Annotated in this window: 12 protein-coding genes; 5 read left to right on the forward strand and 7 right to left on the reverse strand. The window is 66.1% G+C overall.

Going from position 1 to position 17979, the window contains the following annotated elements; translation table 11 throughout:
* Positions 1 to 19 precede the first annotated feature (19 nt).
* The 3 genes from RT424_RS00800 to pobA form a co-directional block, all read right to left on the reverse strand.
* Positions 20 to 1195, reverse strand: coding sequence for an efflux RND transporter periplasmic adaptor subunit (locus RT424_RS00800; RefSeq protein ID WP_313433769.1), 1176 nt, complete (start codon positions 1193 to 1195; stop codon positions 20 to 22).
* Positions 1188 to 2402, reverse strand: coding sequence for a TolC family protein (locus tag RT424_RS00805; RefSeq protein ID WP_313433770.1), 1215 nt, complete (start codon positions 2400 to 2402; stop codon positions 1188 to 1190). Before RT424_RS00805 ends, RT424_RS00800 begins: the two co-directional genes overlap by 8 nt.
* 414 nt (positions 2403 to 2816) lie before the next feature.
* Positions 2817 to 3986, reverse strand: a complete 1170-nt coding sequence (gene pobA / locus RT424_RS00810) for a 4-hydroxybenzoate 3-monooxygenase (protein WP_313433772.1) — start codon at positions 3984 to 3986, stop codon at positions 2817 to 2819.
* Between the two features lie 155 nt (positions 3987 to 4141).
* On the opposite strand from pobA, the gene RT424_RS00815 reads away from it, so the two are divergent.
* On the forward strand, positions 4142 to 5023 hold the full coding sequence (locus tag RT424_RS00815; protein WP_313433773.1) for a helix-turn-helix domain-containing protein: 882 nt from the start codon (positions 4142 to 4144) through the stop codon (positions 5021 to 5023).
* Positions 5024 to 5170: 147 nt separating this feature from the next.
* Here RT424_RS00815 and RT424_RS00820 read toward each other — a convergent pair whose 3' ends face one another.
* From RT424_RS00820 to RT424_RS00830, 3 genes are all read right to left on the reverse strand, one after another.
* Positions 5171 to 8593, reverse strand: a complete 3423-nt coding sequence (locus tag RT424_RS00820; protein WP_313433775.1) for a glycosyl hydrolase — start codon at positions 8591 to 8593, stop codon at positions 5171 to 5173.
* A 93-nt stretch (positions 8594 to 8686) separates the two neighbouring features.
* Positions 8687 to 9979, reverse strand: a complete 1293-nt coding sequence (gene rhaI, locus RT424_RS00825) for an L-rhamnose catabolism isomerase (RefSeq protein WP_313433776.1) — start codon at positions 9977 to 9979, stop codon at positions 8687 to 8689.
* A gap of 64 nt (positions 9980 to 10043) precedes the next feature.
* Complete coding sequence (locus RT424_RS00830; RefSeq protein ID WP_313433778.1) at positions 10044 to 12155, reverse strand: bifunctional rhamnulose-1-phosphate aldolase/short-chain dehydrogenase; 2112 nt, start codon at positions 12153 to 12155, stop codon at positions 10044 to 10046.
* A gap of 126 nt (positions 12156 to 12281) precedes the next feature.
* On the opposite strand from RT424_RS00830, the gene RT424_RS00835 reads away from it, so the two are divergent.
* The 4 genes from RT424_RS00835 to RT424_RS00850 are packed head-to-tail and all read left to right on the forward strand — an operon-like array spanning position 12282 to position 16901.
* Positions 12282 to 13700 (forward strand): FGGY family carbohydrate kinase, encoded by a 1419-nt coding sequence (locus tag RT424_RS00835; RefSeq protein ID WP_313433780.1) that lies wholly within the window; start codon positions 12282 to 12284, stop codon positions 13698 to 13700.
* Positions 13697 to 14845 (forward strand): FMN-dependent L-lactate dehydrogenase LldD, encoded by a 1149-nt coding sequence (lldD, locus tag RT424_RS00840; RefSeq protein WP_313433782.1) that lies wholly within the window; start codon positions 13697 to 13699, stop codon positions 14843 to 14845. The genes RT424_RS00835 and lldD overlap by 4 nt, the downstream gene beginning before the upstream one ends.
* A gap of 2 nt (positions 14846 to 14847) precedes the next feature.
* Positions 14848 to 16152 (forward strand): MFS transporter, encoded by a 1305-nt coding sequence (locus tag RT424_RS00845; protein ID WP_313433784.1) that lies wholly within the window; start codon positions 14848 to 14850, stop codon positions 16150 to 16152.
* Positions 16125 to 16901 carry a DeoR/GlpR family DNA-binding transcription regulator gene (locus RT424_RS00850; protein ID WP_313433786.1) on the forward strand — a complete coding sequence of 259 codons (777 nt, stop codon included), beginning with the start codon at positions 16125 to 16127 and terminating at the stop codon, positions 16899 to 16901. The genes RT424_RS00845 and RT424_RS00850 overlap by 28 nt, the downstream gene beginning before the upstream one ends.
* Before the next feature lie 3 nt (positions 16902 to 16904).
* On the opposite strand, the gene RT424_RS00855 is transcribed toward RT424_RS00850, so the two are convergent.
* Positions 16905 to 17846, reverse strand: coding sequence for a LysR family transcriptional regulator (locus RT424_RS00855; protein ID WP_313433788.1), 942 nt, complete (start codon positions 17844 to 17846; stop codon positions 16905 to 16907).
* Positions 17847 to 17979: the final 133 nt, after the last annotated feature.

Raw genomic sequence — 17979 nt, forward strand, 5'->3', positions numbered from 1 at the left:
TCCTTCTATGGTGGGACGTTCATCTGGCGGGCGGGGTGCGCCAGCCGATGATGACTTCGTCGCCGGGCTTCAAATCGTTGGCCACGACTTCGGTGCGCTTGCCGTCGCCCGCGCCGGTGGAGACATAGACCCGGCGCGGCTCTCCGTCCGGGGAAACGAGGTAGATGCGCGCCCTGCTGCGATCAGCCGAGTTTTCCGGCTCGAAAGTAAGCGCCGCATCGGGGACCAGCATCACGCCCTTGCGCGGCGGCAGCACGATCTCCACCGTGGCGGCCATGCCCGGCCGGACCGTTTCGGCAGGGTTTTCCAAAGTGAACGCCGCCCGGCGAGAGCCCGGCGCGTCTGCCCGGTCCACCAGCACGCGCGCCAGCGTTGCCTGCTGGACGTCATCCGGCATGGCATCCAGCCGTATACGGGCGACGGTGCCGGCGCCGATTTCGGCATTGCCCGCCTTGGCGAGAGGCACTTCGACCTCCAGCGTCTCGTCGCTGGCCGCAAGGGTGAACAGGCGCATGCCCGCCCGCACCCGCTGGCCGTTGCGAATGTTGCGATCGACCACGAAGCCCGCAAACGGCGCGCGCACCACCGCTGCCGCCAATGTCTCGCTATCGGCCTTCAAACTGCTGCGGGCGGCGGAAAGGCGGGCCTGCGCGGCTGCAACCTCGCGCGTGGCGCGATCGACGGCACTCCGGGCGCTTTCCAGTTCGTTGATGGCCGGAACCCGGTGCCCGGAACGGCGCCAGACGTCCTCGAACCGGCCGAGCCGCGCTGCGGCCTCGTCACGCGATGCCTGGGCGGCGGCGACGTCGGCCTGGGCGGCGGAAACCAGCGACCGATCGGCGGCAAGGGTGCTGCGTAGCGGTTCCGCATCGATAGTAGCCAGAACCTGGCCTTCCTCCACCCGACCGCCGGCGGGAACGCCCTCTGCCGACACCGTGCCGTCGAGCGCGGCCGCAAGCACCACCTCGCCGCTGCCGTGAACCGTGCCGCGCTCGGAAACCAGGGGATTGACGTCGCCGCGTTCGACCAGGGCCGTGTAGTAAGGCGAATCCGTGCCGCTTACGAACCGCACCAGCAGCAAGACCGCCGCCACCGCCGCCACCGCCAGCAGCAGCAGGCTCAGCAGGTGACTTCGCCCACGCCGCCGCCCGGACCCGAGGAAAGTATCGAGCGCGCCCGATTCCGCGTCAGTCACAGGTAGCAGCCCCCATCGGCGGATCGAGATCGTCGGAAGACCAGCCTGCGCCCTCCTGCTTGTGCAGGCGAACGAGCGCTGCCGTGCGGTCCGCCTTCAGGTTCACGCGCGCCTCGTCCGCAGCCAGCGCCGCCGCTTCCGCGACATAGAGCGTGGCGAAATCCCCGAAGCCCGCCTTGTAGGCGGCGCGCGCATCGGCCACCGCACGCTTGGCCTGTGTCGCCGTTGCCTCGATCGCGGCCTCGCGGGCATCGAAAGTGGCAAGCGACTGGCGGGTGGAAGCGATTTCCGCCCGCGCGCCCTGCTCAGCCTTGGCCAGCTTCTGCAAGGCATCGCGCAAAGCGGGGGCGGTTGCGGGATCCTCGGGCGCGGCGCGCGCGGCGTCGAGCTGCTCCTGCGTGACCTTCTGGTGCGCCAGGCTGGATTCCAGCCGGCTGCGCAGGGCAAGCAGATCGGCGCGATGGAGCGGAGCGTCAGCAGCGGGGGCGATCTGCGCATCGGGCGAAACGGCCGGAACCTCCGCCTTTTCGCCCAGCGCCGTCAGCAGGTCGGTATCGGTCATCCCGGTCAGCGCGGCAAGGTTCCCCCGCGCGGCATCGAAGCGGGCGCGCGTGGCGGAAACATCGGCATCGACCACGCCCGCCATGCTATTGCCAAGCCCCCCGTCGATGGCATTGACCAGACCGGCCTGACGGCGGAACTCGGCAATCACGGCATTGTCGCGAAACTGGTCCAGCCGCTCGGTCCGCAGGACGAGTATCTGCTGGAGACGGCGCACCTGCACATAGGCCAGCGCCACCTCGGTCGCGCGATCGGCGCGGGCCTGCGCATAGGCATAGGCCCAGGCCATGCGCGCGGCGTCGCGTTCCGGCGCCTCGTCCCGGCCGACCAGCGCGCGGACTTTGCCCGAAAGCCCGCGCGAAGCGGAGGCATCGGTTTCCTCCTGCTCGTGCAGCCGCGCGGCACGGCAGGCCAGATCGTTGTCCGCCGCAAGTCCGCGCTCCACGAGATTGGCCAGCAGCGGATCGTCGGCGGTCTTCCACCAGTCTCCGTCCTGCGGCGCTGCCACCGGCGGCGCGATCACCAGGTTGGCGGGAGCCTCTGGCGCCCTGGACGTGGCGCACCCGGCCAGCGCAAGAGTGAGCCCAGTGGCTGACGCCAGCACGAAGGGGCCGCGTGCGCGGAGGAGAACAATAGGATTTCGCACAAGGGCTGCGATAGCAGCAAAGCGCGCGGAGGCAATCGTGCTGCGCATGCGAAGACCCCAAGTTCTTGCCTGGGAGGCGAAAAACCCGTCCTTACTTCCGTCGAGGGCGCCATCCCATGCCGAGCGCCGGTTGCCATCCATGTCCGCTCATCCCCTCCCTGCATCTCGCTCGAACGGAGCCGAAACGCACGGGAGAGTGAAGGGTTGTCGGAAAGAAAGAAAAGAGAAACGCAGGGGTTAATACCCCTGCACCCCGTTACTGTCTGCGGTGCGCCCTGCCCTATCCGTTGCGCGCCCAAGCCACCGTCGGGAGACATAATGGCTGCGCCGCAAGGAGCGCACCATGAAAAGGCGGTGCACAAGGTCTACATTCCGAGGGTCTGTGGGATCATCCCCCAGGACTTCCCCTTAGTCTTAAACCGGCAACCCCACGTAGTTCTCGGCGATGACCCGCCGCGCATGTTCGCTGGACGCTATGTAGTCCAGCTCCGCAAGCTGCATCCGGCGCTCGAACGGGCCGTCTTCCGGGAAACGGTGCATCAGCTTGGTCAGCGACCAACTGAAACGCTCCGCCGCCCAGACCCGGCGCAGGGCCTTTGTCGAATAGGCGGGAATGGCGTCGTTGTCGGCCTTCCTGAAGAAAGCGGTCAGCGCTTCATGCGCATAGTAGACGTCGCTGGCGGCAAGGTTCAGGCCCTTGGCTCCGGTCGGCGGAACGATATGCGCCGCGTCGCCGCAGAGCAGCAGGCTGCCGTGGCGCATCGGTTCGAACACGAAGGAGCGCAACGGCGCAATCGACTTCTCGATGGAGGGGCCGCGCGTGATATGGGCAGCGGCATCGGGGCCGAGGCGGATCGAGAGTTCGTCCCAGATGCGGTCGTCGCTCCAGTCTTCCAGCTTCTCGGTCAGCGGCACGTCGATGTAGTAGCGGCTGCGCGTGTGACTGCGCTGCGAGGCGAGCGCGAAGCCGCGTTCGTGGTGGGCGTAGATCAGTTCGTGATTGCACGGCGGCACATCGGCAAGGATGCCCAGCCAGCCGAAGGGATAGACGCGCTCGAAAGTCTGGCCGACGCTGGCCGGGATCGCCTGCCGCGAGGGGCCGTGGAAACCGTCGCAGCCGACGATGAACCGCGCATCGATGCGGTGCTCGGTGCCGTCTTTCGTATAGATGACGTAGGGCGCGTCGCTTTCGATGTCGTGCAGGGCAACGTCGGCGGCCTGATAGATCACTTCAAGGCCGCGTTCCTCGCTGGCTTCCATCAGGTCGCGCGTGAGTTCGGTCTGGCCGTAGACCATGACCTGCTTGCCGGTCAGCGCCTTGATGTCGATGCGGATCAGGCGCTCGCCGTCGGCCAGGTTGAAGCCGTCGTGCGGCAGGCCTTCCTCCTTCATGCGGGCATCGAGTCCGAGACGCTCCATCAGCGCGACGGTGCCCTGCTCCAGCACGCCGGCACGGATGCGCGATAGGACGTAATCGCCGGTCTGGCGCTCGACGACGACACAGTCGATGCCCTCGGCCCGCAACAGGTGTCCGAGGAGGAGACCGGCCGGACCGGCACCGATGATGGCTACTTGCGTGCGCATTTTCGCATTCTCCCAATTCCAAACCTGCGGGCTCGCACTTCGACCTTGTGGCCGACTTCCAGGGGAGCCTCGCTTCGCCATCGGGATTGACACTGAGCGCGGTCTGGCGGAATGCACCGGAAGGCCATTCTTCAGGTACTTTCGAGACACTCATCATGCTTGCCCGTCCCGTCCCGTCTTATGTCCTCTATGGTGAGGATATTCCCGAAAGCTCTGCGGAATTCGGACATATCGAGACGATCGCCGCGCGAAGTTCCCTGCATGATTGGGAAATCGCACCGCATCGCCATGTCCGGGGCGTGCAGGTCATGCTGGTATCGAAGGGACAGGTAACGCTCACCATCGACGATACCACCGAGACGCTGGAAGCGCCCTGTCACATCGTGATCCCGGCGGGCAGCATTCACGGCTTCCGCTTCCGGCCGGAGACCCTGGGCTATGTGCTGATGCTCAGCAGCGGCTTCGCGGAACGGCGGAGCGGATTGAGTGAGCGCCGCCGCGGGTTGGGCGACCCATTGCTCCATGCCGCCACCCACGGCCGCTTTGCGCCGACTCCGCCGGAGGTACTGCAGCGGGTCGAGTTTCTTTGCGCCGAGATGCTCGCGATCCCGCAGGATTGGCGGCGCCCGAACGCATTGTTCCTGTCCATGGCGGAGGCGCTGCTACGCTCGCTGCTGCCGGAGGAGGAGACGGCGGACGAAGGTAGCGGCGATCAGCGCATCTCGCACCTCCGCCATCTGGTTGAACTGCACTTCCGCGACCAGTTGCCGGTGAGCTGGTATGCCGAGCGGCTGGGCATGACCGCGCGCACGCTCACTCGCCTGTGCCGCGCCCGGCTGGACTGCTCGCCGCAGGAACTGCTCCACGCCCGGCTCGCGCTGGAAGCGCAGCGGCTGCTCTGCTTCGCCAATGCCAGCGTGGTGCAGGTGTCGAACGAACTGGGCTTTTCGGATCCTTCGTATTTCTCGCGGTTCTACCTACGGATGACGGGGCACCGGCCGCATCTGGACAAGTCCACCCATGCGCATGGGGAGTGAGGCTCCGCGCGGTGCTTCGTCATTGCGAGGAGGCGAAGCCGACGCGGCAATCCAGAGCGGGCGCAGGACCGCCCTGGATTGCTTCGCTACGCTCGCAATGACGAAAGGCAGGTATCTTCGCTGCACGCGGTGCCTCGAAGGCGCTGCTTACTTCTCCAAAACAACCGGCCCGATCAGTCCCGAAGGCCGAAGCGGCGCATCCGCCCGATAAGTCGGCATGGCCGTCCAGGTAATCGGCTTAGCCCCCGAATTCGGCTGAATCTGGGCATCGCCGACCAGGCGATTGACCCAGAGGTTCGCCACCTTCACCTCGATGGTATTGGCGCCGCCCTTCACGGCCTTGCCGATGTCGATCCGATAAGGCGCGTGCCACGCCGCACCGACCGGCTTTCCGTTCACCGTGACTTCCGCCAGATCGCCCACCTGCCCGAGATCGAGCCAGAGCGGCTGCCCGGCCCTGGCGCCCTTTGGCAGAGTGAAGCTGCGCGAATAGGTCGCCTCGCCGGAGAAGTATTTCACGCCCGCATCGGCGTTCCGTTCGAGCGGGGCCAACTTTGCCATCTCGATCGAGACGGGAGCGCCCCGGTCGGCCTGGAACCGCACGGTCCAGCCGTCGTCGAGCGAGGCCAGCGTCTGCACCGGCTTGGCGGGCAGCGTCAGGCTCTGCTTCGCGGCATCCTTGCGGAACACCACGAATACCGCGTCACCGTCCACCAGCGAGAGCGGCACCACCGTCTCGCCGTTTTCGATGCGGTAGCTTACCGGCTCGCTGGTTCCGGTTTCCGGGTGCCAGAGTTCTGGCACCTTGCCGGTGACGCGGAAGCGCGCCTGGATGCTCTGCGGACCCTGCGGGTTGGAGAGGTAGTAGATTTCACCCTGCGCGTCGCGGCGGTGGACGAAGGGAATTTTCGCGCCTTGCCCCGCGCCGGTGAAGGTGAAGTCGGGAGCGACTCCCATGGCCTTCAGCGCGCCTTCCACGTCCTTGCCCGCGATCACTCGGCCCTTGCCGACAGTCGCATCACCGCTGCCCGGCCAGAGCTTCGCCACCAGTGCCGACCACTCCGCGTTCTGCCCCCCCATCATACTGGGTGTCGAAACCGGCGCCTCACCGATCACCGTCGCACCGCCTTCGACCAGCGCCGCCAGCTTCTTCAGCGCCCCCAGCGTCATGCGCTGCGAGGAACCCCCGAGGTAGATCGCCCGATAGCGCGCACCGCTGGGTGCGACGACTTCGTTGCCGTCGTTCGACAGCAGGCCGGTCAGCGCGTCGTAGCTGAGGAAGTCGTAGGCGTGCGAAACCGGCGCATCGGCCACCGGCTTGTCGCCATAGAGCCCGGTCAACGGCGCTTCCTCGCCGTAGAAATAGGCCACGTCCGCCACGTTCCGCCCCGCCTGAAGCAGCAGCGAAGAGCGCGAGATATAGTCCACCCAGGGCTTCGCCATCTCGCCCCAGCTTTCCATCCGGTTGAAATATTGGCCGAAGATGAAGAGCGAGAGTCCGGGCTTCTTGTCATCCACCGGCACATGGACCGAGGTGTGGACCACCGGGCGGTTGACGCCGTTGACGAATTCCATGTCGATGAAGCGCTTCAGATCCTTGGGCGCGAAAGCCCAGGGTGACATCGAGGCGGTCATCGATTCCGCCGCGACGAGGTTCTGCCCATAGAGATGCGCGACCGAGGCCGCGCCTTTCATGTCGGCGATCAGCGTCTGGCGCGGGCCTTCCTCGCGGAAGGTCCACATGGCGGCCATCGGAATGTCCGTGTGGCTGCGCATGGTCATGTCGTCGCCCAGCATGGGGCGCTTGTCCTCCAGCGCCTCGCCATAGACCTTGAGGCCGTTCTCGTGGGCGACCTTGGCGACGGTGCCGTAGTGCTCGCTCGCGAGAAGATCCGCCAGCGTCCGGCGATAGTCGTAGAGGAACTTGTCCGTTTCAGCCCGAGTGCCGACCAGCACCCCGGTGAGCGTAGGCAGCCAGGGCCGCGCATCGTAGCCGCGCAGGCGCTGGAACTGCTCCAGCATCCGGGGCGTCCAGTTCGCCTCGCCCACCTCGATCGAGTCGGTCAGCAACGCGCGCACACCGCGCTGGCCGACCATGTCCGACCCTGCGGCCTCCTTGTACATGCCCAGGTAGTGGTCGAGATAACGTCGCACGGCATCGCCGTCGAACTTGTCCACCTCAAGCCCCGTGGCTTCCGGCGGCGCGGGGTGGTTGGTGGTGCCCAGCAGCGAATAGCCCATGCGCAGCACCCGCCAGCGCTGGCCCTTGGGCAGCGCCGGTGCCTGCCAGTCGAGCGTGCCGTCCGCCTTCAGCTTGCCGGTCAGATCGATGACGCTGGCAGGCGCGACACCGGTTGCGCCGTCCTTAGGCTCCGCGAGGGCGTAGTAATCGCGGCTCATCACGAAACCGGCCTTCGTCTCGAAGCGATCGACTTTCGTGCCCGTGTCGAGCGCGAAAGTGCCGACGATCAGCGGCCGCTTGGCCATCTCCGCGCCGACGCCGTCGAACAGGCCGTCCATGACGATGCCCGGCACGGGCGAACCCAGACCGCCATCCGGCTTGCGCGCATTGAGCACCAGCCGGAAATGCGCAGCGGTAACAGCCGGGAAGCTGACGGTGGTGGGCACCGCGCCCAGGGTCAGCGCTGCGATCGGCGTCCAGGTCTTGCCGTCCGCGCTCGATTCCAGCGCGCCGGTGAAGGCGGCTCCGGCAAAAGGCACCACCACGCCGAGCACGAAGACCGTGGCGGACGCAATGCGTGTCGGCTTGGCGTAGTCAAGTTGCAGGCTAGCCGCCTCGCCCTGCTTGCGTGCAAGGGTAACGCCCTTGCCGAGATCCGCGTCGAACAGAGCAGCGGCGGACAGCACGTTGCCCAGACCATCGACGGCGCGAGGAAGTCCCGGGCCCGTCTCGACGGCTTCCGGGAACGCGAAAAGCCCTACTTCGCCGTAGTAGGTGGGAGGCGGCGGAGCCGAATGGCCGGAGATCATCTCCTCGATCGACAGCGGTGCGCCAAGCGCCTGATAAGGCCCGGTCGCGGAGGGCGGCGAGGTCAGCTTGCCGGAGAAACGCCGCCCGGCGGGAACGGAAGTTTCCGACCAGACCAGCTTCTTCAAACCGTCCTGCGGCTTCACCCAAGGGCCGCCGGTTTCGGACCAGCCGGGCGAGGCGGCAATGGCCAGTTCCAGCCCTTGCCGGTCGGCCTCATGCGCGGCGAAGCGGAAGGCGTCCTTCCACTCGGGCGTCATGTAGACGAGGCGCTTGTCGACTACCTGGGGGGTCTGGAGATTGGCGTCGAAGTTTTGGAGGCCGCCGATGCCGACGCGCTTCATCCAGGCCATGTCCTTGGCGATACCGTCCTTCGAAATGTTGCCGTTCATCCAATGCCACCAGACGCGCGGGCGGGCGGAGTTCGGCGGATCGCGGAACTGTTCTTCGAGCTGGGCGGTGGCGCTATCAGCAGCGGTGCCCGTTGCGGTAGAGGCAGGCGCCTGCTCCTGCGCAATAGCGGGAACGGCAACGAGTGCGGTGGCGACGCACAGCAGAGTACGCAGCGTAAGGATCGGCATAGTCCCTCCCGGATCCAATGGTTGTTTTTTCGCGCAGTGGCCATGCCGGGAGGGCTTTTGCCCTTCCCGGCGGCAGTTCAGGTATTGATGTAATCAGACGATCCCGGCGCCGAGGCCCACGGCCTTGCGTTCCTGCGCCTTGCGGTCGCGCCAGCGGCTCTCGCGATAGACGCCCAGCACGTCCGCCGCGCCGCCTGCTTCCACGCGGGCCTTGGCGAGGATCGGGGTGACATCGACGTTGTAGGCCCGGCGCAGCGCCTGGAAGGCCATCATCGTGTCGTTGGCTTCCTGCGAAAGATGCAGCGCCTCGCGGTCCACCAGCAGCGCCTTGGCGTAGCAGGAGCCGATGGCTTCGGCCGAAGACAGCATCGATTCGATCGGATCTGTCACGTTGTGCGACTGGTCGATCATATAGCTGGGCTTGAAGCCGTCACGCGGGGCGAGTTCCGCCTCGACCAGTTCGTTGAACACCAGGAACAGCTGGTGCGGATTGATCGAACCCGAATCGAGATCGTCGTCGCCGTACTTGCTGTCGTTGAAGTGGAAGCCGCCCAGCTTGCCGAAGCGGTGGAGGCGGGCGACGATCTGTTCGATGTTCACGTTCGGCGCATGGTGGCCCAGATCGACCAGGCACTTGGCCTTGGGGCCCAATTCCTGCGCGGCGAGGATCGAGGAGCCCCAGTCGCTGATGACGGTGGAGTAGAACGCCGGTTCGAACATCTTGTGTTCGAGCAGCATGCGCCAGTCGTCCGGCAGCGCGGCATAGACTTGCGCGGCAGCATCCAGATAACGGTCGAGGCTGCGGCCCAGGTCCTGCTGGCCGGGGAAGTTGGTGCCGTCACCCACCCAGACGGTCAGGTCGGTGGAACCGAGCTGCCGGCCGATCTCGATGCACTCGATGTTATGCTCCACGGCCTGCTGGCGGGTCGCCTCGATGGTCGAGGAGAGCGAGCCGGTGGCGTAACTATGCGCCTGGTCCTTCTGGTCCTGGAACGTGTTGGAATTCACCGCATCGAAGCCGAGGCCGAGGCTTGCGGCTTCCTCTCGCAGCGCCTTGTAATCGCTCACCTTGTCCCAGGGGAAGTGCGGCGAGACGCGCGGGGTGAGGCGCGAAAGCTGGTTGATGACGGCGCAGTCTTCCAGCTTCTCGTGAATGTTGGTCGGCTCACCCGCGATGGGGAACTTGGCGAAGCGGGTGCCGCCCCGGCCCGCGCCCCACGAAGGCACGGCGACCGAGAAGGCGGCGACCTTGTCCTTGATCGCGTCGATGGCGATGCCCGAACGCTCCAGCTTGCGGCCGAGCGAGGCGTATTCGTCCTCCAGCGCGTCCGCCGCGCGGGCATTGGCTTCGGCGATCAGTTCATCCGAAATCGGCAGTCTGCTCATTCTTCTATCCTCTAGCCCGTTCGGGGGAACACACCGGTTCGCGCCTTCCCCCGACATATATCTCTTAGCGCGTGAACGCCTGTGCGTTACCCGCATCGACATTGATCATGTTGCCGGTCGATTTCGCCGACTGGTCCCCGGCGAGGAAATAGACCGCTTCGGCAATGTCCGATGGCAGCACGTCGCGCTTCAGCATCGAGCGCTGGCGGTAGTGCTCTTCCAGTTCCTTGCCGGTGTCGATGCCATGGGCGCCCGCGCGTTCCTTGCGCCAGTCGCCGTCCCAGATCTTGCTGCCCTTGATGACCGCATCCGGGTTGACGACGTTGACGCGAATGCCGTGGGGGGCGCCTTCCAGCGCGAGGCAGCGCGCAAGATGGTTCGCCGCCGCCTTGGCCGAAGCATAGGCCGAGGCATTGGTGGCCGCCGCCACGCCGTTCTTCGAACCGATGAACACCACCGAAGTACCGCCCTGCTCCTTCATGCCCTTCAGCAGCGGCCAGGCGGCGCGGCTGGTGAGGAAGTAGCCCTGCGCCAACACGTCGTAGTTGCGGTTCCACAGTTCGATCGTGGTCTCCTCGATCGGGGCCGAGGAAGCGATACCGGCATTGGCGACGAGGATGTCGAGCCCGCCGAACTCACGCGCGGCCACGGCAAAGGCTTCTGAGACTTGCGCTTCGTCGGTCACGTCGCAGACGGCGGCGCGAACCACGTCCTTGCCGAACTGCTTCGCGAAACCGGCGCGTACTTCTTCGACGGCATCGGCATCGCGATCGGCGAGCAGCACGCAGGCGCCGTCCGCCATCAGGCGCGCGGCGGTGGCTGCACCGATGCCGCCTGCGCCGCCGGTGACGAGCGCCACGCGGCCGACCAGCGGCTTGGGCGCGGGCATGCGCTGGAGCTTGGCTTCCTCAAGCAGCCAGTATTCGATGTCGAACGCTTCCTGCTCGTCGAGTGCGATGTAGTCGCCGATAGCCTCCGCCCCGCGCATCACGTTTATGGCGTTGCCGTAGAATTCCCCGGCAAGGCGCGCGGTGGTCTTGTCGGTGGCGAAGGTGATGCGGCCCAGGCCGGGCACCAGCACGACCACCGGGTTGGCGTCGCGCATGGCAGGTGAATTCGGACGCTTGCAGCGCTCGTAATAGGCGGCATACATGTCGCGATAGTCCGAGACCTTCTGCGCCAGATAGGCATCGTCCTGGAGGCGCGCGGGATCGAGGGTCAGGGGAGCGATCTTGGTGCGCAGGAAGTGATCGGGGCACGAGGTGCCGAGTCCGGCCAGCCGCTCGAACTCGGCAGAGTTCACGAATTCCAGCGCTTCGGCGTCGTCCGAAAAATGGCCGACCTTACGCCGTGCCCCAGTCATCTGGCTGCGCAGACGCGGCATAAGGTCGGCAGCAATGGCGGCTCGGTCCGAGGAGGAGGAGTGGACTTCGCCGCCGAAAGCGGGCTTTTCGGCAAGTTTCGCATTGAGGTACTTGGCGGCGTCGGCGATCAGCTCGACTGTGTGCTCGTAGCAGGACTTGGCCGTATCGGCCCAGCAGATGATGCCGTGGCCTGCCAGCATGACGCCCTCGACACCGGGATTGGCCGCCACGTAGTCGCGCAGCTGCACGCCCAGCGTATAACCGGGGCGCTTCCAGCCGAGCCAACCGATCTTGCCGCCCCAGATCGCCTGCGTCGCCGCTTCGCCGCCCGAGCTGGCCGCGAGCGCGATGATCGCATCCGGGTGGACGTGGTCGACATGCGCAAAGGGCAGCAGCGAGTGCAGCGGGGTATCGATCGAGGCGGCGCGGGCATTCAGGTTGAAGGTGCAGTGCGGCAGGTAGCCGACCATCTTGTCGTCGTCTTCCGGCCCGGCGTAGTGCGCTTCGAGGCCAAGCAGCTTTTCCTGGTAGAGCGTGGCGAAACCGTCGAGCTTCATCGAACCGATGTCGCCACCCGAACCCTTGACCCACAGCACTTCCACCTCGCCGCCGGTCAGCGGGTCCACTTCCGTCAGCTTGGCCGAGGTATTGCCGCCGCCGAAGTTGGTGACGGTGAGGTCGGAACCGAGCAGGTTGGAGCGGTAGAGCAGCAACGCTTCCGGAGAAAGCGTCGCAGCCAGCGAATCGTCCCAGCGGCTGGTGGGAACGGCAAACGGTATCGCGGCCGGGCGGGAAGCGGTCATGGTGTCCATAGTCATCCTCTACCAATTCGTGCTTGCATGAGCAATCTGTTTCGCTACAAAACGATCACGTTCGATCGCTTAAGTCAATCATAATTGGTCAGAGCGTCTTGGGATTTGAGGATGGTTGAAAGAGCCATGACGGGTACGGGTACATTCATCGTCGTCGATATCGGCAAGACTCTCAGCAAGTTGACGCTGTGGACGCGAAACGGGCGCATGGTCGATCGACAGGTGCGTCCCAACAGCCCTTGCGAACAGGACGGCCTGCGCTGCCTCGACGTTGCGGGGATCGGCCAATGGCTGCGCGCCACCCTGCGCGGCTGGTCGGGCCATCCGGTGGAAGCGATCGTCCCGGTGGCCCACGGCGCCGGTTTCGCGGCACTGGACGAAAATGGCCTGCTGTTCCCCCCGCTCGACTACGAACAAGCCATCCCCGAAGACGTGATGGCGGACTACCGCCGCGAGCGAGACGCCTTCACGGTTACCGGCTCCCCCGCCCTGCCCGACGGCCTCAACCTCGGCACCCAGGTCTACTGGATGAGCCGCCTTCATCCCGAGAAAATGGCCGAGGCCACGCTGGTGCCCTGGGCGCAATATTGGGCCTGGTTCCTCTCCGGCCAAGCGGCCAGCGAAGTGACCAGCCTGGGCTGCCATACCGACCTTTGGCGCCCGGCCGATGCGCGCTTTTCCCCGATGGCCGAGAGATTCGGATGGGCGGAACGGTTCGCGCCTGTCGTCAAGGCAAGCGATGCCGTGGGCACCCTGCGCCCCGAGCTTGCGGCCGAGACAGGACTTCCCGCCACGGCGCAAGTGCTTGCGGGGCTGCACGATTCCAACGCCGCCCTGCTCGCCGCACGCGGTTTTCCCGAAATCGCGCGGCAAGAGGCAACGATCCTGTCCACCGGCACCTGGTTCATCGCCATGCGCCTTGCCGCCGAAACATTCTCCATCGCCTCGCTGCCCGAAGCGCGCGACACGCTGGTCAATGTCGATGCCTATGGCTGGCCGGTGCCGTCTGCCCGCTTCATGGGCGGGCGAGAGATCGAATCGGTAATCCAGCTCGATACCCGCCGCGTCGATATCAGGCCGGATCAGCCCAAGCTCATGGAAGAAGTGCCCGGCCTGCTGCGCCGCCGCACCATGATGATGCCGACGCTTGCTCCCGGTTTCGGACCGTTCCCGGACGGCGAGGCGCGCTGGGTCAATGCGCCGGTCGAGTGGCAGGGCACCTGGTACGCCCGCCGCGCCGCGATCTGCCTCTATGCCGCGATGGTGGCCGATACCTCGCTGGACCTGATCGGATCGAAGCAGCGCCTGCTGATCGAAGGCCGCTTCGCCGAAGCCGAAGTGTTCGTTCGAGCACTCGCCGCGCTGCGACCGGATACCGAAGTCTACGTCGCCAACGCCCATAACGACGTCTCGTTCGGGGCGCTGCGTCTCATCAACCCGCTGCTGCAAGCACAGGGCGGGTTGCGCCGGGTCGAGCCGCTGGAGGGCGACCTCGCGGGTTACCGCGCGCTGTGGCGGGATTCCGTGGCGAAGGCCTTCGCATGATCACCGCATCGATCCCGGACTTCCGCGAAGCTGCCCGCCGCAAGCTGCCGCGCTTCCTGTTCGAATATATCGATGGCGGCTCCTATGCCGAGGCGACGCTGCGCCGCAACGTCTCGGACCTTGCCGATCTTGCCCTGCGCCAGCGGGTGCTGCGCGACGTCTCGCAGCTGGACCTCTCGACCGAGCTGTTCGGCCAGAAGCTGGCCCTGCCCGTCGCGCTCGCCCCGATCGGTCTGGCGGGCCTGAATGCCCGGCGCGGCGAGTGCCAGGCGGTGCGCGCGGCGGATAAGGCGGGCATTCCCTTCACGCTCTCCACCGTCGGCGCCTGCACCATCGGCGAAGTGGCCAAGGCGGCGGCCAAGCCGTTCTGGTTCCAGCTCTATATGATCCGCGACCGCGCCTTCATGAAGGATCTGCTGGCCAAGGCCGTGGAAGCGGGCTGCTCCACCCTGGTCTTCACGGTCGACATGCCCGTGCCCGGCAGCCGCTATCGCGACTATCACACCGGCCTTGCCGGGACCGGCGGGTTCAAGGGCGCGGCCTGGCGTTTCGCCCAGGCCGCCGCGCGCCCCGCATGGGCCTGGGACGTGGGCATCCACGGCCGTCCGCATACGCTGGGCAACGTCGCTCCCGTGCTGCTGGGCAAGACCGGCATCGAGGATTTCTTCGCCTGGATGCGCAATAACTTCGACCCTTCGATCAACTGGCGCGACCTCGATTTCATCCGCTCGGAATGGAAAGGGCCGCTGGTCATCAAGGGCATTCTCGACCCGGAGGACGCCAAGGAAGCCGCCGCGCTCGGCGCGGACGGGCTGGTCGTCTCCAACCACGGCGGCCGCCAGCTTGACGGCGTGCTCTCCAGCGCCCGCGCCCTGCCGCCGATCGCCGACGCGGTGGGAGACCGCATGACGGTGCTGGCAGACGGCGGCATCCGCTCCGGCCTCGACGTGGTGCGGATGCTGGCGCTGGGCGCCAAGGGCGTGCTGCTCGGCCGGGCCTGGGCCTGGGCACTGGCCGCAGGAGGCGAAGCGGGCGTCGCCAAGATGCTGAAGCTGATCGAGGCCGAGATGCGCGTCGCCATGGCGCTCACCGGCACCACGAAAATCGCAGAGATCGACAGAACGATCCTGGCGGGAGGGACCTGACAATGACGCAAACCGCAGGGCAAGAGGAAAACTGGCGCAACACCATACTCGCCGGCCTCGCCAATTATATCGACGCCGGCTCGATCGTCGCCGGTTCCGCCGCGCTCGCGCTGTGGCAAGAGAGTTATCATCTCTCCAACGACTTCGTCGGCCTGATCGCCGCCTTCGGCCCCAACGCCATCGGCGCGGGCGTTGGCGCGCTTATCGGCGGCTGGCTCTGCGACAAGCTGGGCCGCAAAAAGATCTACCAGTGGGACATGCTGATCTACGCGCTCGGCATGTCGATGCTGGTCTTCGCGGTGGCGCCGTGGATGATCGTCGTCGGCTTCCTGATCGTCGGTCTCGCGGTGGGCGCGGACATTCCGGCAAGCTGGTCGCTGATCGCCGAGCAGGCGCCGGACGACAAGCGCGGCAAGCATTCCGGCGTGGCGCAGGCGCTGTGGTACCTCGGCCCGGTCGTGGTGCTGCTGATGAGCCTGGCGCTGACCTCGCTGGGCGTGCTGGGCGCACGGATCGTCTTCGCGCATCTGGTGGTTATCGCGCTGGGCCTCACCCTGCTGCGCTCCAAGATGAAGGAATCCGAACGCTGGGAAGAAGCCCAGAAATCGGACGTAAAGCGCCCGCCCGTGTCCAGCCTGTTCAAGGGCAAGTATCTGACATCGATCCTTGGCCTCGTGGGCATGTACGGGTTCTGGAACCTCTGGGCCGGCACCAACGGGTTCTTCTTCCCCTACATCCTGCGCACCATGGGCGCGGCCACCCAGGCGCAGAGCGTCGCCATCCAGGCGGTATCGTTCTTCGTGGCGATGATTTCCGTCACCTTCGTGTTCATGCGCCTGTCCGACAAGGTGAACCAGCGCACGCTGTTCATCATCTCGGCAGTGATCCAGGTGGCGGGCATGATGCTGCTGGCGGTGTTCCCGCTGACGATCCCGGTGGCGCTGCTCTACGTCTTCCTGCTCCAGTTCGGCGGCGGCTTCGGGGCTCAGAGCTTCTTCCAGCTCTGGAGTTCGGAGATGTTCCCGACGATGCTGCGCTCCACCGCGCAGGGCGTCTGCTTCGCGATCGTGCGCATCTCGCTGGGCGTTTTCAGCTTCTTCGTGCCTATGCTCAACGCCACGGGCTTTACGAACCTGGCCTGGATTCTTACCGGGTTCCTTGTCATCAGCGGGATCATCGGCGCACTCTGGGCGCCCCGCAACGAGGGCAAGTCGCTCGAACAGCTCGAAGCGGAGCAGGCCGATCCCGGCCTGTCCCCTCAGAAGGAAGCACAAATCGCATGCACGCCGAGGAACGCGAACGCCTGATACTCGAGGCCGTCGCCGACACGGGCTTCGTGAGCTACCGTGCTCTCGAAGCCCAGCTCGACGCCTCGCCCGCCACGATCCGGCGCGACCTGACGCGGCTGGAGGAATCCGGCCGCATCCAGCGCGTCCACGGCGGCGCCAAACTGCCCGAAGAGGAAAAGCCCGACAGGCCCCAGGGTCTGGCCGGCACGCCGTTCGAACAGTCGATCACGCAGAACCTGCCCGCCAAGCAGGCGATCGGCCGCGCCGCCGCCAGGCTCTGCGGCCCCGGAGAGGGGATCATGATCGACGGTGGGAGCACCACTCTCCAGATGTGCCCCTATCTCGACGGGCTGGACGTGCAGGTGCTCACCAACTCGCTGCACATCGTCCACGCCTTGCTGCCGCAGGCGGGAACCCGCGTGCTGCTACCCTCGGGCACGGTCTTCCGCGAACAGAACATCGTCCTCGCCCCGGCGGGTGAGGATTCCATGCCGCGCTTTCACGCTCCCAAACTGTTCATGGGCGCGGCGGCGGTCGGCCCGCAAGGCGTGATGCAGCAGGACGTGATCCTCGTCGCTGCCGAGCGCCGGTTCATGGACCGGGCCGAGGAAGTGGTGCTGCTGGTGGACAGTTCGAAGTTCCGTTCCTCTTCCGGCGCCATCGTCTGCGGGCTGGATGAAGTGGACACGATCGTTACCGATGCCGGCATTCCACAGGACATGGTCGAGCGCCTAGAGGAACTCGGCGTCAAACTGATCGTGGTATAAGGTTCAGGCGTTCTGTGCGTCCGGCGCCGAAAGAGCGTTCAACATCGCTTCGGCCAGAGGCGAAAGCCGGCGCTCGGCCAGACGCAGCACGCCGACGCTGCGTTCGAACACGGCTTCCTCGATGGCGATAGCCCGGATCGATCCATCGGAAGCGCCGTCGAGCGCAACGGTGCGCGGCAGCACCGTAACCCGGTCCGTCTCGCGAACGATGGCGCGGGTGGTGAGCAGCGAGTCGCAGCGGATCGTCGTGCGCGGCACCGAAACGCCCGCGGTAATGAACAGGGCATCGACTTGCCTGCGGAAAGCGCCGCGCGCTTCGGGCAAGACCCAGGGATAGTGCTCCACGTCGCGCAAGGAAACGCGCTCGCCCAGGTCGGCATGGCGTGGGCCTACGATGAGCGCGAAGGGATCGCGCGCGCAAGTCACTTCGGACATGTCCTCGGGCACGTTCTGGATTTGCGTGGTGACGAAGGCCAGTTCGATCTCGCCCTTGCGCAGCATGTCGAGCAATTGCTCGTCCGCCCGCTCCACCGCGCTCAGGGCGAAGTCGCCCACGGCCTCCTCCACCCGCATGATGGCGCCGGGCAGCAACGTCAGCAAGGCGCCGGGCGTGCCGCCGATGCGCAGGGGCCCCGCAATATGGTGGCGCGCGTGAACCACGTCGCTCACTGCATCGGAGAGCAGGCGCGCCATCGCTTCGGCCGGTCGGCGCAGCACTTCGCCTTCGCGCGTGAGCACGATCCCGCCCCGCCGCCTTTCGAACAGGGTGACGCCCAGCCGCCGCTCCAGCAGCGCGATCGTGTTCGACACCGAGGGCTGCGCCAGATTGAGCGCCCGCGCCGCCGCGCTGATCGAGCCTGTTTCGCAGACCACGCGAAACGTCATCAAGGCGCGGGGATCGATCGCGGGAAGGCGTGCCAATGTAGGGGAAGTATTGTCCGTCATGTCGAAGCTGTTCCCCTCACCTATCCTCAAATATCCCAACCCTTAGAACACAACGTCATCCTGAACTTGTTTCAGGATCCATTTCGCGACACCAACGGCAGTCTGTTTGGCACAATGGATCCTGAGCCGAAGG

Origin of the sequence: Novosphingobium sp., assembly GCF_032093395.1 — a bacterium.
Lineage (GTDB): Bacteria > Pseudomonadota > Alphaproteobacteria > Sphingomonadales > Sphingomonadaceae > Novosphingobium.

What these genes read in the sequence shown, in the direction of transcription:
- pobA (WP_313433772.1), bottom strand. Translation starts at nt 3,986, where the DNA reads ATGCGCACGCAAGTAGCCATCATCGGTGCCGGTCCGGCCGGTCTCCTC.
- RT424_RS00815 (WP_313433773.1), top strand. Translation starts at nt 4,142, where the DNA reads ATGCTTGCCCGTCCCGTCCCGTCTTATGTCCTCTATGGTGAGGATATT.
- RT424_RS00820 (WP_313433775.1), bottom strand. Translation starts at nt 8,593, where the DNA reads ATGCCGATCCTTACGCTGCGTACTCTGCTGTGCGTCGCCACCGCACTC.
- rhaI (WP_313433776.1), bottom strand. Translation starts at nt 9,979, where the DNA reads ATGAGCAGACTGCCGATTTCGGATGAACTGATCGCCGAAGCCAATGCC.
- RT424_RS00830 (WP_313433778.1), bottom strand. Translation starts at nt 12,155, where the DNA reads ATGGACACCATGACCGCTTCCCGCCCGGCCGCGATACCGTTTGCCGTT.
- RT424_RS00835 (WP_313433780.1), top strand. Translation starts at nt 12,282, where the DNA reads ATGACGGGTACGGGTACATTCATCGTCGTCGATATCGGCAAGACTCTC.
- lldD (WP_313433782.1), top strand. Translation starts at nt 13,697, where the DNA reads ATGATCACCGCATCGATCCCGGACTTCCGCGAAGCTGCCCGCCGCAAG.
- RT424_RS00845 (WP_313433784.1), top strand. Translation starts at nt 14,848, where the DNA reads ATGACGCAAACCGCAGGGCAAGAGGAAAACTGGCGCAACACCATACTC.
- RT424_RS00850 (WP_313433786.1), top strand. Translation starts at nt 16,125, where the DNA reads ATGCACGCCGAGGAACGCGAACGCCTGATACTCGAGGCCGTCGCCGAC.
- RT424_RS00855 (WP_313433788.1), bottom strand. Translation starts at nt 17,846, where the DNA reads ATGACGGACAATACTTCCCCTACATTGGCACGCCTTCCCGCGATCGAT.